The sequence below is a fragment of the [Acidovorax] ebreus TPSY genome (assembly GCF_000022305.1).
Lineage (GTDB): Bacteria > Pseudomonadota > Gammaproteobacteria > Burkholderiales > Burkholderiaceae_C > Diaphorobacter > Diaphorobacter nitroreducens.
This window is the reverse complement of sequence record NC_011992.1, coordinates 2,759,591-2,774,654: the sequence shown is the minus strand read 5'-3', so window position 1 is coordinate 2,774,654 and position 15,064 is coordinate 2,759,591. Positions and strand designations below refer to the sequence as shown.

The following is a 15,064-nucleotide window of genomic DNA, read 5'->3' as shown; positions in this document are numbered from 1 at the left end:
GGTCGCGTACGGGGAAACAGGTCAGCGGTTTCCTACTGAGTGGTAGGAGGCTCGCTACTGCGGCGGCCATTCTTTGGGCTGCGACGTGGGGCAGTCCCGGCACTTGCCACGGGAAACGCGGGGGGGCCTCAGCACCGCACGCGTTGCAAACCAGTGCGCGCTTGGCGTTCGGGTGGAATCTGAAGGAAATATGATTCCAAGCCTTATGGAGTAACCGCGAGCAGCTATCAAAAGAAAAGCGGCCTGTAGGCCGCTTTCGTGTCGCACCAGCTTTGCGTCAAGCGCCCAGATAGGCCTTGCGCACGTCCGCATTGGTGAGCAGAGCGGCGCCTGTGTCCTCCAGCACCACGCGGCCGTTTTCCAGCACGTAGCCGCGGTCGGCGATCTGCAGGGCGCGGTTGGCGTTCTGCTCCACCAGAAACACGGTCACGCCCTCGGCACGGATGGCCTGGATGATCTCGAAGATCTGCGCAATGATCAGCGGCGCCAGGCCCAGCGTGGGCTCGTCCAGCAGCAGCAGGCGGGGCTTGCTCATCAGCGCGCGGCCGATGGCCAGCATCTGCTGCTCGCCACCCGACATGGTGCCGGCACGCTGCGCTGCGCGGTCCTTCAGGCGCGGAAACAGCTTGAACACGTGTTCCATGCCCTCCTCAATGGCCGCGCCGTCCTGGAAGAAGCCACCCATCTTCAGGTTCTCGACCACGGTCAGGTTCGAGAAGATGCGGCGTCCCTCGGGCGAGACGGCGATGCCCTTGCGCATGATGAGGTGCGTGGGTTGCTGGGTGATGTCCTCGCCCTCGAAGCGCACGGTGCCGCCGCTGGCGCGCGGCGTGCCGCACAGGGTCATGAGCAGCGAGGTCTTGCCCGCGCCATTGGAGCCGATCAGCGAGACGATTTCGCCCTGGTTCACGTGCAGGCTCACGCCATTCACGGCGCAGATCGCGCCGTAGTGCGTGGACAGGTTTTCTACTTGCAGCATGGGCTGGGCCATCACGCTTCCCCCAGATAGGCCTTGATGACCCGTTCGTCGTTGCGGATGGCGTCGGGCGTGCCCATGGCGATGGGTTTGCCGTATTCCATGACCAGGATGCGCTCGGAAACGCCCATCACCAGCCCCATGTCGTGCTCGATGAGCAGCACCGTCACGCCGTACTGGCGGCGCAGCTGATCGATCAGCGCCTGCAGGTCCTTCTTCTCCTGCGGGTTCAGGCCCGCGGCGGGCTCATCCAGCATGAGCAGGCGTGGCTTGGTGATCATGCAGCGCGCGATCTCCAGGCGGCGCTGGTGCCCGTAGGCCAGGTTGCCGGCCTCGCGGTTCACGAACTCGCGCAGGCCCATGACGTCCAGCCAGTGCATGGCTTGATCGATCTTCTCGGCCTCGCTCCGGCGGTAGCGCGCGGTGTTGAACAGGCCCGCCAGCAGCGGCGCCTGCGACTGGTGGTGCTGGGCCACCAGCAGGTTCTCCAGCACCGTCATGCCCTTGAACAGGCGCACGTTCTGGAACGTGCGCACCACACCTTGGCGCGCGACCTGGTGGCTGGTGTAGCCCGCAATGGCCTGGCCCTGCAGCGCGATCTGGCCGCTGCTCGGTTGGTAGAAGCCGCTGATGCAGTTGAACACCGTGGTCTTGCCCGCACCGTTGGGGCCGATGATGGCAAACACCTCCTGCGGTTTCACGTCGAAGGCCACATGGTCCACCGCCAGCAGGCCGCCGAAGCGCATGCACAGGTCCTTGACCTCAAGCAGGGGGGCGCTCATGCGGGCACCTCCACATGGTGGCGTTTCATGGGCAGCAGGCCCTGCGGGCGCCACACCATCATCAGGATCATGACCAGGCCGAAGATCAGCATGCGGTACTCGGAGAATTCGCGTGCCAGTTCGGGCAACACGGTAAGGATGATGGCCGCCACGATCACGCCCAGCTGCGAGCCCATGCCGCCCAGCACCACGATGGCCAGGATCAGCGCAGACTCGATGAAGGTGAACGACTCGGGGTTCACGATGCCCTGGCGCGCCGCGAAGAACGCGCCGCCGAAGCCCGCGAACATGGCGCCCAGCGTGAAGGCCGAGAGCTTGATCTTCATGGGGTTCAGGCCCAGCGACCGGCAGGCGATCTCGTCCTCGCGCAGTGCCTCCCAGGCGCGGCCGATGGGCATGCGGATCAGGCGGTTGCTGATGAACAGCGTGACCACCGCGAGCAGCAGCGCCATCAGGTACAAGGCGATCACCATGTGCAGGGAGTTGAACTCCATCCCGAAGAACTGGTGGAAGGTGGTGCCGCCCTCGACGGTGGGCGAGCGCGTCATCTCCAGGCCCAGCACGGACGGCTTGGGGATGCTGGAGATGCCGTCTGGTCCGCCCGTCCAGTCGGTCAGGTTGACCAGCAGCAGCCGGATGATTTCGCCAAAGCCCAGCGTCACGATGGCCAGATAGTCACCCCGCAGGCGCAGCACTGGAAAGCCCAGCACGAAGCCGAACAGCGCCGCCGCCGCGCCGGCCAGGGGAAGGGCTTCCCAGAAGCTCCAGCCGGCCCAGTGGAATAGCAGCGCATAGGTGTAGGCACCCACGGCATAGAAGCCCACGAAGCCCAGGTCCAACAGGCCGGCGAAGCCCACCACGATGTTCAGGCCGAGGCCCAGCATCACGTAGATCATGGCCAGCGTGGCGATGTCCACCGCGTTGCGGCCGGCGAAGAACGGCCACGATGCCGCGATCATCAGCGCCACGAAGATCAGCACCTTGCGCTGGCCCGGCGCCGCCTGAGGCAGGCTGGGCAGCGACAGCTTGGGCAGCCGCGCACCCAGCAGCGGGCGCAGCAGCTGCACCACGAACACGGCGAGGCACCCCCACAGCAGCGTGCGCCATTCGGGCACGATGATGGTGCGCGTGCCCGCGCGCTCCAGGTGCAGCGTGAAGATGGGCAGTACCACGATGGCCGCCAGAAAGGTGGCGATCAGCGCGTTCTTGAGATGGGAAGAAAAACCGGTGGCGTGCATCAGACTTTCTCCACTTCAGGCTTGCCCAGCAGGCCCGTGGGGCGCACCAGCAGGATGAGCACCAGCAGGCCGAAGGCCACGATGTCCTTGTACTCCGACGAGATGTAGGCGGCGGCGAAGGTCTCGGCCACGCCCAGGATCACCCCGCCCAGCATGGCGCCGGGAATGGAGCCGATGCCCCCGAGGACGGCCGCCGTGAACGCCTTGATGCCGGCGATGAACCCGATGAAGGGGTTGAGCTTGCCCACGGCGAGCGCGATCAGCACGCCGCCCACGGCCGCCAGCATGGCGCCCAGGATGAAGGTGAACGAGATCACGCGGTTGGTGTCGATGCCTAGCAGGTTGGCCATGTGCATGTCCTGCGAGCAGGCGCGCGAGGCACGGCCCATGCGCGAGTGCTGGATGTACAGCGTGAGCGCAATCATCAGCACCACCGCCACGGCGATGATGAGGATGCGCGAGTAGGGCACGTAGACCTCGAAGCCGCCTTCGCTGCCAAAGCGCAGCGCGCCGGGGATCAGCGAGGGCACGGCCATGTCGCGCGCGCCCTGGCCCAGCGCCACCCAGTTCTGCAGGAAGATGGACATGCCGATGGCCGAAATCAGTGCCACCAGGCGCGGGCTGCTGCGCAGCGGCTTGTAGGCCACCTGCTCCACCACGAAGCCGTAGACGCCCGTGATGGCCACCGCTACCACCAGCATCAGGGCGATGATCGCCCACACCGGCAGGCCACTCTGCACGCCGACGGCCGACAGCGTGACCAGGCCGATGTAGGCGCCGATCATGTAGATGTCGCCATGGGCGAAGTTGATCATTCCGATGATGCCGTAGACCATCGTGTAGCCGATCGCGATCAGCGCGTAGATGGCGCCCAGCGAAAGACCATTGAACAGCTGTTGTACCAGCTGGGGTATGAGATCAGACATGCATGCCACCCCTCAACAGGAAAAGGCCCCTCCAGGGGCCGAATGCAATGGACCAAGGGTGCGTGGCTTGCGCAACGCACCCTTGGGACGGGGAGGTGGTTTTACTTGGCGGCCAGGCTCTTGCTGCCGTCCTTGTGCCACTGGAAGACCTGGAAGTCGAAGCTGTTCAGGTCGCCCTGCTTGTTCCAGGACACGGGGCCCAGCACCGTTTCGATGGTGCTCTTGTGCAGGTGGTCGGCCACCTTGGCAGGGTTGTCGCCCACGGCCTTGATGCTGTCCAGCAGTGCCTGGGTGGCGGCGAACGAGGTCAGCTGGAAGGCGCCGGACGCATTGCGCTTCTTGTCCTTGAAGGCGGCCACGACGGCAGCGTTCTTCGGGTTGGCAGCGAAGTCGGCCGGCAGCGTCACCAGCATGCCTTCCACGGCGTTACCGGCAATGGCGTTCACCTCAGGGTTGCCCACGCCCTCGGGGCCCATCATGCGCACCTTCAGGCCTTGCTCGCCGGCCTGGCGCAGCAGCAGGCCCATCTCGGGGTGGTAGCCGCCGTAATACACGAAGTCCACGCCAGCGCTCTTGAGCTTGGTGATGACGGCGGAGTAGTCGCTGTCGCCGGCGTTGATGCCTTCGAACAGCGCCACGGTGATGCCGGCCTTCTTCAGGTCGTCACGCACGGAGGAGGCGATGCCCTGGCCATAGGACTGCTTGTCGTGCAGCACGGCGACCTTCTTGGGCTTGGCCTTTTCGGCGATGAACTTGGCAGCGGCAGGGCCTTGTTGGTCGTCACGGCCGATGGTGCGGAAGATGAAGTGGTAGTTCTTGCCGTCGGTGAGCGCCGGGGAGGTGGCCGACGGGGTGATGACGACCACGCCCTCGTTGTTGTAGATGGGAGCGGCAGCGATGGAGGCACCCGAGCACACCGGGCCGATCACGTAGCCGATCTTGGCATTCACCACACGGTTGGCGGCCACGGGGCCTTGTTTGGGTTCGCAGGCATCGTCGATGGAGACCAGCTCGATCTTCTTGCCGCCCACGCCGCCAGCGGCGTTGGCCATCTCGACGGCCGTGGTCACGCCTTCCTTGACCATGTCACCGTACTGCGTCAGCGGGCCAGTGGTGGGCATCACCATGGCGATCTTGACTTGCGCATGCGCGGTGGAGAACAAAGCGGCACCGGCCAGACCCAGTGCGGCAACGACGGTGTGCATGCGGAACGGAATGCTCATAGGACTCTTTCAACTTTGGGTAAAGCGGTCTGAAAAATCAACAGGCCCCGGTGGGGGCCTGAGACGTAGGCCGCAGAGATTAACGGGATGTGTGGCGTTGGCAACAGGGTAACCGGGGGTGGCCCTGCCGGAAGGTTTTTGCTAGGGCTGTTGCCGAAAGACGGGCAGCGTTGTCCGCGGGGCTTACGGCGGACTGCCATGCGCGGGGGCGATAGGGTTTTGCCCGTCACCCGGGGCGCAGTGACCGCGCTGTGCGGCCGTGGGGTGCCCGAATATATGTCAAAAAGGCCTGCAGCGCCCGCCCATCAAGCGCAGACAGCTATATTTTGATGAGCATCAACTCCGTCGATGTACTTGGGCCATCAAGGAAAGCTCGCCGGCTTGGGCGCGGGCGTGCTGGCGGGCTCGCGAGCGGTGGCGGCGCAGGCGGCGGAATCCGGAGCAGGATGTAGCCGTGACTCCGGCACCGGCGTGCCGGCACGCCAGCGGCGCACCACGCGCTGGAAGATCAGTGTGTTGGGAATCTGCAGCAGCGTGCCAGGCTCGGGGGCGGTGGCGTCCTCCAGCGTGATGTAAAGCAAGTTGATGTCCATCACGCGGCCCAGGGCGCCGGGCTTGTCGGCGGTGTCCAGCAGTTCGATGTGGTCTCCCACGCGGAACGGGCCAACGGTGAAGATCAGAAAGGCGCAAAACAGATTGGACAGCACGCTCCATGCCGCGAAGAACGCCACCGCGCCCACTGTGGCGAAGCCGGTGAAGGCCGTCCACAGCACGGCCGCTGACACCCCCAGGCGCTCCAGTACCAGCAGGCCGGCGCTGCCCAGGATGAGCCAGCGCACCACGGCGTTGATGGGTATGAGCAGTTCGTGCGGGAACTGGTAGTGGTCGCTGGCCCGCATGATGATGCGCAGCAGCAGGCGCTGCAGCAGCAGCGCGGCCAGGACGATGAGCACAATCTGCACACCGGGCACGATGATGTCGAGCCAGTCGTGCATCCAGACGGGAAGGGCGGTTTTCAGTCGCGGCAGCATGTCGGGGGAACGAACGGGTGGGCCAACGTCGGATGCGGCTCAAATCTGCCGCTGCTCGATGGTGTCCATCTGCATCTCGAAGCTGAAGAAGCGGTCCCGGCCCTGGGCCTTGGCGGCATACAGGGCCTCGTCGGCGCGCATGAGCATGGTCTCGGCGCTGGTACCGTCGTCGGGCACGCACGTGGTAATGCCACCCGACAGCGTGAGCGTTTCGCCGTTGGGCGAGCCCGGATGGGCGATGGCGCGGGACTTCAACAGCTTGCCCAGCGCGCGCGCGAACGTCATGGCGCCCGAGCGCGGCGTGTTGGGCAGGATCAGTGCAAATTCTTCGCCGCCATAGCGCGAGGCCACGTCGCGCGGTCGCATGCAGACGTCGTGCAGCACGCGGCCGACCTCCTTCAGGCAGGCATCGCCCTGCACATGGCCCAGGGTGTCGTTGTATCTCTTGAAATGGTCCAGGTCGCACAGCATCAGCGTGAGCGGCACTCCGTCGCGCCGCGCGGCGAGGATCTCGCTGTGCAGGATGCGGTCGAAGCCGCGGCGGTTGACCAGCCCCGTAAGCGGGTCCATCTCCACCATTTCGTTGAGGTGCTGGTTGGCCACGTGCAGCTCTTCGGTCAGTTCCACGAGGCGCCTGCGCATGTCGCGCAGCCGGCGCATGGCGCGCAGCTTGGCGGCCAGAACGATCGGCTTGACGGGCTTGACGAGGTAGTCATCTCCGCCGGCTTCGATGCCGCGCCACACATCCAGGTCGCCATCCAGCCCCGAGAGGAAGATGATGGGCGTCCAGCCGCCGGGTTCTGCCTCGCGCATGCGCTGGGCCACCCAGTAGCCGTCGTTGCCGCCAGGCAGGCGTATGTCCAGCAGCACCAGGTCGGGACGCCGCAGCTTGAACAGCTGTAGCGCCGCGTCGGCCGAGGCGGCCTCCAGTACCTCCGATACCCCCACATGGCGCAGCTCGCCTGCCAGTGTGGCGCGCACGGACGCCTGGTCCTCCACCAGCAGCACGCTGAAGGGCTCATGCAGGAACTGCGGAAATGCGTTGGCGCTGGCAGGAGGGCTCATGAGGCGGTGCGGTAGAGGCCGCTGGTGCGGCGGGATGTCAGCGTGGCCACGTGCGGCCACGCATGCCCACGGGTCAGTGCTCGCGCCGCAGGGCCGGAAACAGGATCACGTCACGGATGCTCGGGCTGTCGGTGAGCAGCATCATCAGCCGGTCGATGCCGATGCCGCAACCACCTGTGGGCGGCATGCCGTATTCCAGCGCACGTACGAAGTCGTGGTCAAAGAACATGGCCTCGTCATCGCCCGCGTCCTTGGCAGCCACCTGCGCATGAAAGCGGGCGGCCTGGTCTTCGGCGTCGTTCAGCTCCGAGAAGCCATTGCCGAACTCGCGGCCGGTGATGTAGAGCTCGAAGCGCTCCGTCACCTCGGGGCGCAGGTCGTTGGCGCGCGCCAGAGGGCTGATCTCGGTCGGGTGCTCCATGATGAAGGTTGGCTGCCAGAGCTTGTCCTCCACCTCTTCCTCGAAGTAGAGCACCTGCAGGCTGGCGAGGGTCCGGATGGACAGGCGGTCCTTCTCCTCGGTCATGCCCAGTTTCTTGAGCGCGCTGATGAGCCAGGCGGCATCGTCCACATGTGCGCCGGCCTCGGTGTGCTGGTAGATGGCCTCGCGGATCGTGAGGCGCTGGAAGGGCTGGGCCAGATCCACCGCGCGGCCACCGTAGGTGAGCTGCAGCGTGCCCGTGGCCTTGAGTGCGGCATCGCGCACCAGCGCCTCGGTGAAATCCATCAGATCGCGGTAGTTCCAGTAGGCCGCATAAAACTCCATCATCGTGAACTCGGGGTTGTGGCGCACCGAGATGCCTTCGTTGCGGAAGTTGCGGTTGATCTCGAACACGCGCTCGAAGCCGCCGACGATCAGGCGCTTGAGGTACAGCTCGGGCGCGATGCGCAGGAACATCTCCTGCTCCAACGCATTGTGGTGGGTGACGAAGGGCTTGGCGTTGGCGCCGCCGGGAATGGGGTGCAGCATGGGCGTTTCCACTTCCAGGAAGCCGTGCTCCATCATGAAAGAACGGATGCTGCCCACAGCCTTGCTGCGCGCGACGAAGCGCCGGCGCGCGGCCTCGTCGGTCATCAGGTCCACGTAGCGCTGGCGGTACTTGACCTCCTGGTCGGCTACACCGTGGAACTTGTCGGGCATGGGGCGCAGGCTCTTGGTGAGCAGGCGCAGGCGCGACACCTTGACCGATAGCTCGCCGGTCTTGGTCTTCATCAGCGTGCCTTCGGCACCCAGGATGTCACCGAGGTCCCAGCGCTTGAAGTCGGAATAGGCTTCTTCGCCAATGGCATCGCGTGTCACGTAGAGCTGGATGCGCCCGCCGGTGTCACCCAGCGATCCATCCTGCAGGGTCGCGAAGCTGGCCTTACCCATGACGCGCTTGAGCATCATGCGGCCGGCCACGCTCACCGTGATCGCCTGCGCTTCGAGCGCTTCTCCATCCAATGTGCCGTACTGCTGCTGCAGCACTGCGGCATGGTGCTGGGGCTTGTAGTCGTTGGGAAATGCCACGCCTTGACCCTGGGCCTGGTTCTCGCGCAGAGCCTTGAGCTTTTCACGGCGTTCGGCGATGAGTTGGTTTTCGTCCTGGGGGGCTGGTGCGGGAGTGGCTTCAGTGGACATGGCGGAGTGCTGGCTGGAATTTGGGCAGAAACCCTCTATTTTGCCATCCAGGCCGACAGCATCAGCAGCCCAGCGGTGCAAAGGCCGGTGAGCCACCACAGGTGCACCTGCGGCGTCCAACCCATGGGGGCGAGCAGCACCATTATCTGCATGATATTGAAACCTATGGTCAGCAATGAGTAGTGGCGCGCCAGTCCCTGCTGGAACGGCCGATGGCTCAGTGCCGCGAAGATGCATGCGCTACCCTGCCACAGAGTGATGGGCAGGATATAGGGCAGCAGGCCCTGCCATGTAGGCGCCAGCACCGTGGTCTGCAGTACGGCGGCGCTCCCCAGACCGATCAGCCCTGTGACCAGGGCAGCTCCCATTCCTACGCCCAGCGACTTCAAGCGTGAGGGCCGCGCTTGTGCCAGCAGCACTTGTGACCAAGCCGCGTGCACGATCGCGGGCATTAAGCCGAACAGCCGTAGCAGCACTGCTAGATAGCTGGCGTCCGCCGTGCCATGCTGCCGCTGCCAGGCCAACACCAGAGCTACGCCGGCCACGGCATCCATTACCGCGTGCGCCATGCGCAAGAGAGCGCTGCGGCCGTCGGATTGCCTTGCTGCGGATTGAGGTGGATGGTCGGTGCGGCTACCGTGAAGCAACCAGAGCGCCCCCACTGCATAGCCGCACGCCGCCGCGGCCAGTAGGCCGGTGGCGTTGTCAGCGTTTCCACGCACACCCAGCCCGGCGGCCAGCGCCAGTGCCAGCAAGGGGGGGGCTGTGCGTACGCAGGCGGCGGACATCGGTGATGCCGTGCGCAATACCCAGGGCTGGGCCAGGTACCAGCCCATTTGCAACAGCGCTAGCAGCCCGGCCCAGGCCACCACGGTGGTCAAAGGGAGGACGGGACTCGACCACCATAGGGCTGCGGCCACCAGGGGCAGCAGCAGTATCCAGCGCAGCAGGCTGGCGCGCAGAGCAGCACGTAGCGCCCGCTGTGGGGGCAGGTGTGCGTCGGCAAGGAACTGAAGTGGGCTTTGTGCCAGTGCCAGCGTGACCCAGAAAAACGCCACTTGTGCTACGACGGCGAAGTGGCCTGCCGCCGTGGGCGTGAAGAAGTGGAGCATGGCCGCACCCATGAGCGCTTGTGCGATCAGCGCGATCAGGCTGGCTCCGGCCATCAGCAGCGAGGTGCGGTTCACGGGCACAGCCCCAGGCGGCGCCAGAGTGCCAGTCGTTCAAGTACGCGCGGCCATGCCAGTGTGGATACATCAGGCACCACGCAGCCAGCCATGTCTGGTATGGGCAGGTAGGCAAAGCGCGCTCCGTGCCGCGCTTCGAAGGCCCGCACCCAGTCGTAGTCGGTGCTGACCACTGGCAAACCTGCCGCGCAGTATTCGATGAGTTTGGTGGACGTCTGTTGGCTGTACGGCAATTGGTCAGGAACCAGGTTCAGTCCGTAGCGCGCGCGGCGCAGCAGGGTGGGCACCTGACCGTGCGGAACGCGACCCGTGACGTGCCCCAAGGTGTGCAGTGTTTTACACAGATCGACAGGCGGCTCGCCAATCAGCAGAGTGCGCTGGCCTGCCTGTTGTAGTGCGGTCAGGAGTGGCACAAACTGCCGCAGACGTTGCATGTCCCCCAGATAGACTCCGTCGAACTCGGGCGCAGCCCGTCTCGCACACGGGGCAAGAAAGGACGGCTCCACGCCCATGTCACGGAACTCGTACGGCACGCCGTCGGAAAATCCCAGCCGATCGCGCACCCAGGTATTCTGGAAAAGGCGGTACTGCGGCACGGGCTGCAGGGCGCGCTTGGCCCGGTCCTTGACCTTAGGCCAGGGCGGCACTGAAGCCGATGCGTATTCATGGATGTGAAAGGCATGGCTGAGCCGCCGCGCCGCGTCGTGCGGCACGCGGCCGCACATCCACCAGCAGATGACCGCATCTGCAGGTACGCTCGCAGGGCGGGAATGCACCTGCGCGCTGTGCCCCAGCGCCGCAAGGAAGTCGCCATATGCCGCCAGTTCGGGCAGGTAAGCGCTGCCGGGGTGAATGAAGTGGATCAGCACGCCGCCTCCTGCAGCACGCGTTGCCAGTTATGCGAAAAGCGCTCAGGACTGTAGCGGCGCAGCACCTGGGCCATGTCGTGCGCCAGCTGTTCGGGTGGCATGGCGCACACGGTTTGCACGGCGCGAGCGAGCGCAGCCGCGCTGCAGTCGTGGGCCAGCGCATAGGGCATGTCTGGCCCCAACATTTCGCGCAGCGCGGGGATAGGCAGGCCCACGCAGGGCCTGCCAGCGGCCAGCGATTCCAGCGCTGCCATGGGGCAGCCTTCGTAGAGCGATGCGAGCACGGTAACTTGCCATGGGGCGTACACCGTGGCCTGTACGAGGTGAAAAGGGCGCAACTCCAGCCGGCCGACTTGCTGCAGGTCAGCACCGGCTGCACACAGCGCCGGTTGTGAAGGGCCATCGCCTACCATGCAAAGCCGATAAGTAGTCGGCAGCAAGCGCAGCATCTGCACCAGCAATTCGGGCTGCTTCTCCGGCGCAAGCCTGCCCACGAAACCCAGGTATTGCGGTGACGCGCCCATTGGCGCGGGCTGCCAATCAGGATGGGCGTTGGGAATCACCTCCAGGCGTTGCCCTGCCGCTGCACCGCCCGTGAATTCAAGGAACGAGTCGCGTGTGTGGGCTGAGACGAACACCACCCAGCGTAGTCGGCGATACAGCCACCGCAGCCAGGCGCGTTTGGCAGCACTGGCATGGGCGTGCTCCAGCACCTCCTGCGTGGGGCCGTGAAGCCATGCCACCACGGGCCGGCGCAGCAGCATGCCCAGCAGCCAGGCTGCATAGGACGGCAGAAAGCCGTTCGTGGCTACGATGATGTCGGCCCGCCAAACGGCACGCAGAAGCGCTCCGATGTGCGTATTGCGCAGGGCCAAGGCGACCGGTATCTGGCCTGCGCACCGCAGTGCATTCGCCAGCGCCTGTGTGGCGGTGTGAATACCGCCAACGGCCAAGTCTTCTTGCAACAGCAGGATGTAGCGCGTGTGCATTCTGGTGGAGGGCGCGCCAATAATTGCACGATGCCACACATTGAAACCTATTTGCTGGGCGAGGCTTTCAGCGACGATTTGCCTTTCAGGCCGGGGATTATCGGACATGCCCAGCCACGCGGTGATTTGCTGGCCGGCTGGGTCGCGCAGCAGTGCGTGCTGCATGTGGGCTTTGCCGACCATGCACCGCTGATTGCACGTCGCGCCTCCGACGGCAGTTGGTTGCACGCGCTTCTCAGCCGCAGCGCACGGATCTGCCATGGTGTCGACATCAACGCCACCGCTGTGGAAACGGCGCGCAGCCTGGGTTTTGACCACGTGCAGCAGCTCGACGTGTTCGCTCACGAGGCCCCGCAGGTGCTGGCCCGGTGTGCGCCCGACATGGTGCTGGTGCCTGACGTAATTGAGCACCTGCCTGACCCCGCCGCGTTCCTGCGTCGGCTGGCGCAGTGCCTGCCAGAGGCGGAGTTCGTCGTCAGTGTGCCCAATGCGTTGTCCCTGCGCAATGCGCTTCACGGCGTGTGCGGGGTGGAGCATGTCAACACCGACCATCGGGCGTGGTTTTCACCCTTCACACTACTGAAGGTGCTGGCGGATGCAGGGCTAGTGGGCGCCGAACTGCACAGCTGCCAGGTGGCGGCGCCGGGGACGATGAAGGGGCGCCTGTTGCATCGGCTGGCAGTGCGCAGGCCGTTGTGGGCGGATGTGCTGGTTGCGCGAGTGAAGGCACGTTGACAACTAGCGCGCTCCGAAACCTGTGAGCACCGTGCGCACCGTCTTGTAGGCAATGAGCAGATCCAGAGCCATGGAGCAGTGCGTCACGTAATACAGGTCATAGCTCAGCTTGATAGCGGTCTGCTCGGCGCTATCGGTATAGCCATGCTGCACCTGCGCCCAGCCCGTGAGACCGGGGCGCATCAAGTGGCGGTAGGGGTAGGCGGGCATGGCTGCGGCAAAGTGGTGCGCGAACTCTGCCTGCTCGGGACGGGGGCCGATGAGGCTCATTTCTCCGCGCAGTACGTTCCAGAGCTGGGGTAGTTCATCGAGCCGCGTGCGGCGGATGAAGCGGCCAACTGACGTGATACGGTCGTCCTGCTGTTTGGCGAACTGAACGATGTGGCTGGCAGGCTCGTGACGCATGCTGCGCAGCTTCCATATGCGGAAGCTGCGTCCGTGGCGACCCATGCGCTGCTGCGAGTACAACATGGGGCCGGGTGAATCGAACTTCACTGCCAGCCCCGCGGCCATACACAGCGGAACCCATAGCGGCACCGTGATGAGGGTCAGGCCCAAGTCCAGCATGCGCTTGGCGATGTCGTAAGCAGGGTAATTGGTCAGTTGCCATAGATCTTGCTCGCCCAGCGTCCCGGTGATTTTGCGGCCCGACAGCATTTCCGCTGCCGCTTCTGCGCTGTAGAGAGGGATGCGCTGGAGTTTGAGCTCGCTGATCCATTGTTGGCGTTGCGGGTCGGGATCAGCCAGCCGGTCTAGCACCACACCGTCCACGGCTACGCGCTGTTTTCGCGCTGGTAGTCCGGCCACCCAGCTGGTCAGGCGCAGTCGGTCATCGCCTTGCTCCTGCGGGCGCAGCATTTGGCGCAGGACGTAGGGTAAGTCGGCATCCACGTAGGCCAGGTGCAGCGTACGACGGGTCCCCCACAGCGCATGCCCGCACAGCAGCCAAGCCAAGGCCAGCATGTAGGCCATCAATACGGCGCCGCGCGAATAGGGCGCTTGCAGCAGTGCAAAGCCCAACGGGGTGAGCAGAAAGGCCACCGTGATCACCACCAGCAAAAAGCCACCCTGCTCCCGCGGCGGTAGATGGGCACCCTGGTGCAGCCAGCGTGTTGCCAACAGGTAGGACACCGCACACCACAGCACGGTGGCGGGGAACAGCGGTGTGACCCAGCCTGCGTGTTGCATCTTGTGCGCTATGGCGTAACCCAGCGCTTGAGGCAACAGGCCGAGCAGGCTCCACCACAACAGCGCGCCATCACGCCGTGCCGGGTCGGGTTCGGCGCAGGGTCGGGAGGTGACAACAGGCTGGGTCATGCACGGACTTGGGTGTAGATGGCGAGTATGGCCGACGCCATGCGTTCCGGGGCATGATGTTCTTCGTAATGGCGGCGGGCCATTCGGCCCATGTACTCGCGCAGCGCGGGGCTGCGGATTAGGCGCTCCATGGCTTGAGCGATGGCCTCCACGTCATTGGACACCAGGAATCCGTATTGTTCGGAGGGGAGCAATTCCGCCATCCCAGGCAGTCGACTGACCACGACGGGCAGCCCCGCCCGCATGGCTTCGATCACGGAGATGGGAAGACCTTCGTGGTCAGACAGCAACACGAAAAGGTGGTGCTGCGCGAGGCGCTGGGGCACGTCATCCACGTCGCCCACAAAACTCACTTGAAATAAGCCCAACCCGGATGCCAGCGCCTGCAAGGCCGTGCGATCCGGGCCATCGCCGATGAAACTGGCCGCTACCTCATGCCCCAGGCCATCGCGCAGCCGGACCAGGGCATGCAGGAGCAGGTCGGGGCGCTTGGGTGCGGCCAGCCGGGCTACCATGGCGACGCGCACGGGTTCCAGCCCAGGCTGAGCGCGTTGGCTATTGTTTTCTATGGCATTGGGTACGACGGTCAGCCGGTCAGCGCGAATCGGCAAACCTCGGGCAAGTTGTCGCTCGTGCTGCGATACACACACCATGTGCTCCGTCCAACGCGCCAGCAACCATTCACAGCACCACGCCACTGTGCGGCGTACCCGGGGTACTTCGGGTTTGAAAGCGAAGCCATGCACTGTGTAGATCACGGGCTTGCGGCACAGTCTGCCCGCCAGGCGTGCGACTACGCCCGATACGGCGCTGTGCGCGTGCAAGATGTCGGGTTCGTGCTCGCGGATCAGAGCGCGCAGTTGCAGTACCGAACGGAACAGATGCCAAGGCGCCAGCGAATTGCGCAGACTTGGCAGGCGGTAAATCGGCAGTCCCAGCGTGTGTAGGTCGCTTTCGAGCGGCGTGGGACCCGTGCCGCCAATGACAGCGCTGAAATGGATGCGGGAGGCCAGAGCCTGGCACAAGGTGCGCACATGGGTCTGGGCACCTCCTCGTTCGCCCTTGGTGATCACTTGCATCACCTTCAGTTTGGCCTGCATGCTAC

The 15,064-nt window shown here is 65.0% G+C and carries 14 protein-coding genes; 1 reads left to right on the top strand and 13 read right to left on the bottom strand.

Annotated features, from left to right (window positions below; all coding sequences use genetic code 11):
• Positions 1-277 precede the first annotated feature (277 nt).
• The 11 genes from DTPSY_RS13080 to DTPSY_RS13030 form a co-directional block, all read right to left on the bottom strand.
• Positions 278-991: an ABC transporter ATP-binding protein gene (locus tag DTPSY_RS13080; RefSeq protein ID WP_011806378.1), complete on the bottom strand. Its 714-nt coding sequence runs from the start codon at positions 989-991 to the stop codon at positions 278-280.
• Complete coding sequence (livG, locus tag DTPSY_RS13075) at positions 991-1,758, bottom strand: high-affinity branched-chain amino acid ABC transporter ATP-binding protein LivG (protein ID WP_015913961.1); 768 nt, start codon at positions 1,756-1,758, stop codon at positions 991-993. The genes DTPSY_RS13080 and livG overlap by 1 nt, the downstream gene beginning before the upstream one ends.
• Positions 1,755-2,996 (bottom strand): high-affinity branched-chain amino acid ABC transporter permease LivM, encoded by a 1,242-nt coding sequence (locus DTPSY_RS13070; protein WP_011806376.1) that lies wholly within the window; start codon positions 2,994-2,996, stop codon positions 1,755-1,757. The genes livG and DTPSY_RS13070 overlap by 4 nt, the downstream gene beginning before the upstream one ends.
• Complete coding sequence (livH, locus tag DTPSY_RS13065; RefSeq protein WP_011806375.1) at positions 2,996-3,922, bottom strand: high-affinity branched-chain amino acid ABC transporter permease LivH; 927 nt, start codon at positions 3,920-3,922, stop codon at positions 2,996-2,998. The genes DTPSY_RS13070 and livH overlap by 1 nt, the downstream gene beginning before the upstream one ends.
• Before the next feature lie 101 nt (positions 3,923-4,023).
• A complete protein-coding gene (locus DTPSY_RS13060; RefSeq protein WP_011806374.1) occupies positions 4,024-5,145 on the bottom strand; it encodes a branched-chain amino acid ABC transporter substrate-binding protein in 1,122 nt (373 codons plus the stop codon).
• 362 nt (positions 5,146-5,507) lie between these two features.
• Positions 5,508-6,176, bottom strand: a complete 669-nt coding sequence (locus DTPSY_RS13055) for a mechanosensitive ion channel domain-containing protein (protein ID WP_015913960.1) — start codon at positions 6,174-6,176, stop codon at positions 5,508-5,510.
• 39 nt (positions 6,177-6,215) lie between these two features.
• The gene (locus DTPSY_RS13050) at positions 6,216-7,241 is read right to left on the bottom strand and encodes a GGDEF domain-containing response regulator (protein ID WP_015913959.1); all 1,026 of its coding nucleotides are present in this window, start codon (positions 7,239-7,241) and stop codon (positions 6,216-6,218) included.
• 73 nt (positions 7,242-7,314) lie between these two features.
• Entirely contained in the window at positions 7,315-8,862 is a 1,548-nt protein-coding gene (lysS, locus tag DTPSY_RS13045; protein WP_015913958.1) for a lysine--tRNA ligase, read from the bottom strand.
• A 35-nt stretch (positions 8,863-8,897) separates the two neighbouring features.
• Positions 8,898-10,049 (bottom strand): hypothetical protein, encoded by a 1,152-nt coding sequence (locus DTPSY_RS13040; protein WP_015913957.1) that lies wholly within the window; start codon positions 10,047-10,049, stop codon positions 8,898-8,900.
• Complete coding sequence (locus tag DTPSY_RS13035; RefSeq protein WP_015913956.1) at positions 10,046-10,918, bottom strand: glycosyltransferase family protein; 873 nt, start codon at positions 10,916-10,918, stop codon at positions 10,046-10,048. Before DTPSY_RS13035 ends, DTPSY_RS13040 begins: the two co-directional genes overlap by 4 nt.
• On the bottom strand, positions 10,912-11,793 hold the full coding sequence (locus DTPSY_RS13030) for a glycosyltransferase family 4 protein (protein WP_238526536.1): 882 nt from the start codon (positions 11,791-11,793) through the stop codon (positions 10,912-10,914). Before DTPSY_RS13030 ends, DTPSY_RS13035 begins: the two co-directional genes overlap by 7 nt.
• Here DTPSY_RS13030 and DTPSY_RS13025 point away from each other — a divergent pair.
• Complete coding sequence (locus DTPSY_RS13025; protein ID WP_238526535.1) at positions 11,773-12,642, top strand: class I SAM-dependent methyltransferase; 870 nt, start codon at positions 11,773-11,775, stop codon at positions 12,640-12,642. The genes DTPSY_RS13030 and DTPSY_RS13025 overlap by 21 nt on opposite strands.
• A 3-nt stretch (positions 12,643-12,645) precedes the next feature.
• On the opposite strand, the gene DTPSY_RS13020 is transcribed toward DTPSY_RS13025, so the two are convergent.
• On the bottom strand, positions 12,646-13,959 hold the full coding sequence (locus DTPSY_RS13020) for an exopolysaccharide biosynthesis polyprenyl glycosylphosphotransferase (protein WP_015913953.1): 1,314 nt from the start codon (positions 13,957-13,959) through the stop codon (positions 12,646-12,648).
• Positions 13,956-15,059 carry a glycosyltransferase family 4 protein gene (locus tag DTPSY_RS13015; protein WP_015913952.1) on the bottom strand — a complete coding sequence of 368 codons (1,104 nt, stop codon included), beginning with the start codon at positions 15,057-15,059 and terminating at the stop codon, positions 13,956-13,958. Before DTPSY_RS13015 ends, DTPSY_RS13020 begins: the two co-directional genes overlap by 4 nt.
• Positions 15,060-15,064 lie beyond the last annotated feature (5 nt).

What these genes read in the sequence shown, in the direction of transcription:
- livH (WP_011806375.1), bottom strand. Translation starts at nt 3,922, where the DNA reads ATGTCTGATCTCATACCCCAGCTGGTACAACAGCTGTTCAATGGTCTT.
- DTPSY_RS13080 (WP_011806378.1), bottom strand. Translation starts at nt 991, where the DNA reads ATGGCCCAGCCCATGCTGCAAGTAGAAAACCTGTCCACGCACTACGGC.
- DTPSY_RS13020 (WP_015913953.1), bottom strand. Translation starts at nt 13,959, where the DNA reads ATGACCCAGCCTGTTGTCACCTCCCGACCCTGCGCCGAACCCGACCCG.
- DTPSY_RS13070 (WP_011806376.1), bottom strand. Translation starts at nt 2,996, where the DNA reads ATGCACGCCACCGGTTTTTCTTCCCATCTCAAGAACGCGCTGATCGCC.
- DTPSY_RS13060 (WP_011806374.1), bottom strand. Translation starts at nt 5,145, where the DNA reads ATGAGCATTCCGTTCCGCATGCACACCGTCGTTGCCGCACTGGGTCTG.
- DTPSY_RS13055 (WP_015913960.1), bottom strand. Translation starts at nt 6,176, where the DNA reads ATGCTGCCGCGACTGAAAACCGCCCTTCCCGTCTGGATGCACGACTGG.
- livG (WP_015913961.1), bottom strand. Translation starts at nt 1,758, where the DNA reads ATGAGCGCCCCCCTGCTTGAGGTCAAGGACCTGTGCATGCGCTTCGGC.
- DTPSY_RS13050 (WP_015913959.1), bottom strand. Translation starts at nt 7,241, where the DNA reads ATGAGCCCTCCTGCCAGCGCCAACGCATTTCCGCAGTTCCTGCATGAG.
- DTPSY_RS13015 (WP_015913952.1), bottom strand. Translation starts at nt 15,059, where the DNA reads ATGCAGGCCAAACTGAAGGTGATGCAAGTGATCACCAAGGGCGAACGA.
- lysS (WP_015913958.1), bottom strand. Translation starts at nt 8,862, where the DNA reads ATGTCCACTGAAGCCACTCCCGCACCAGCCCCCCAGGACGAAAACCAA.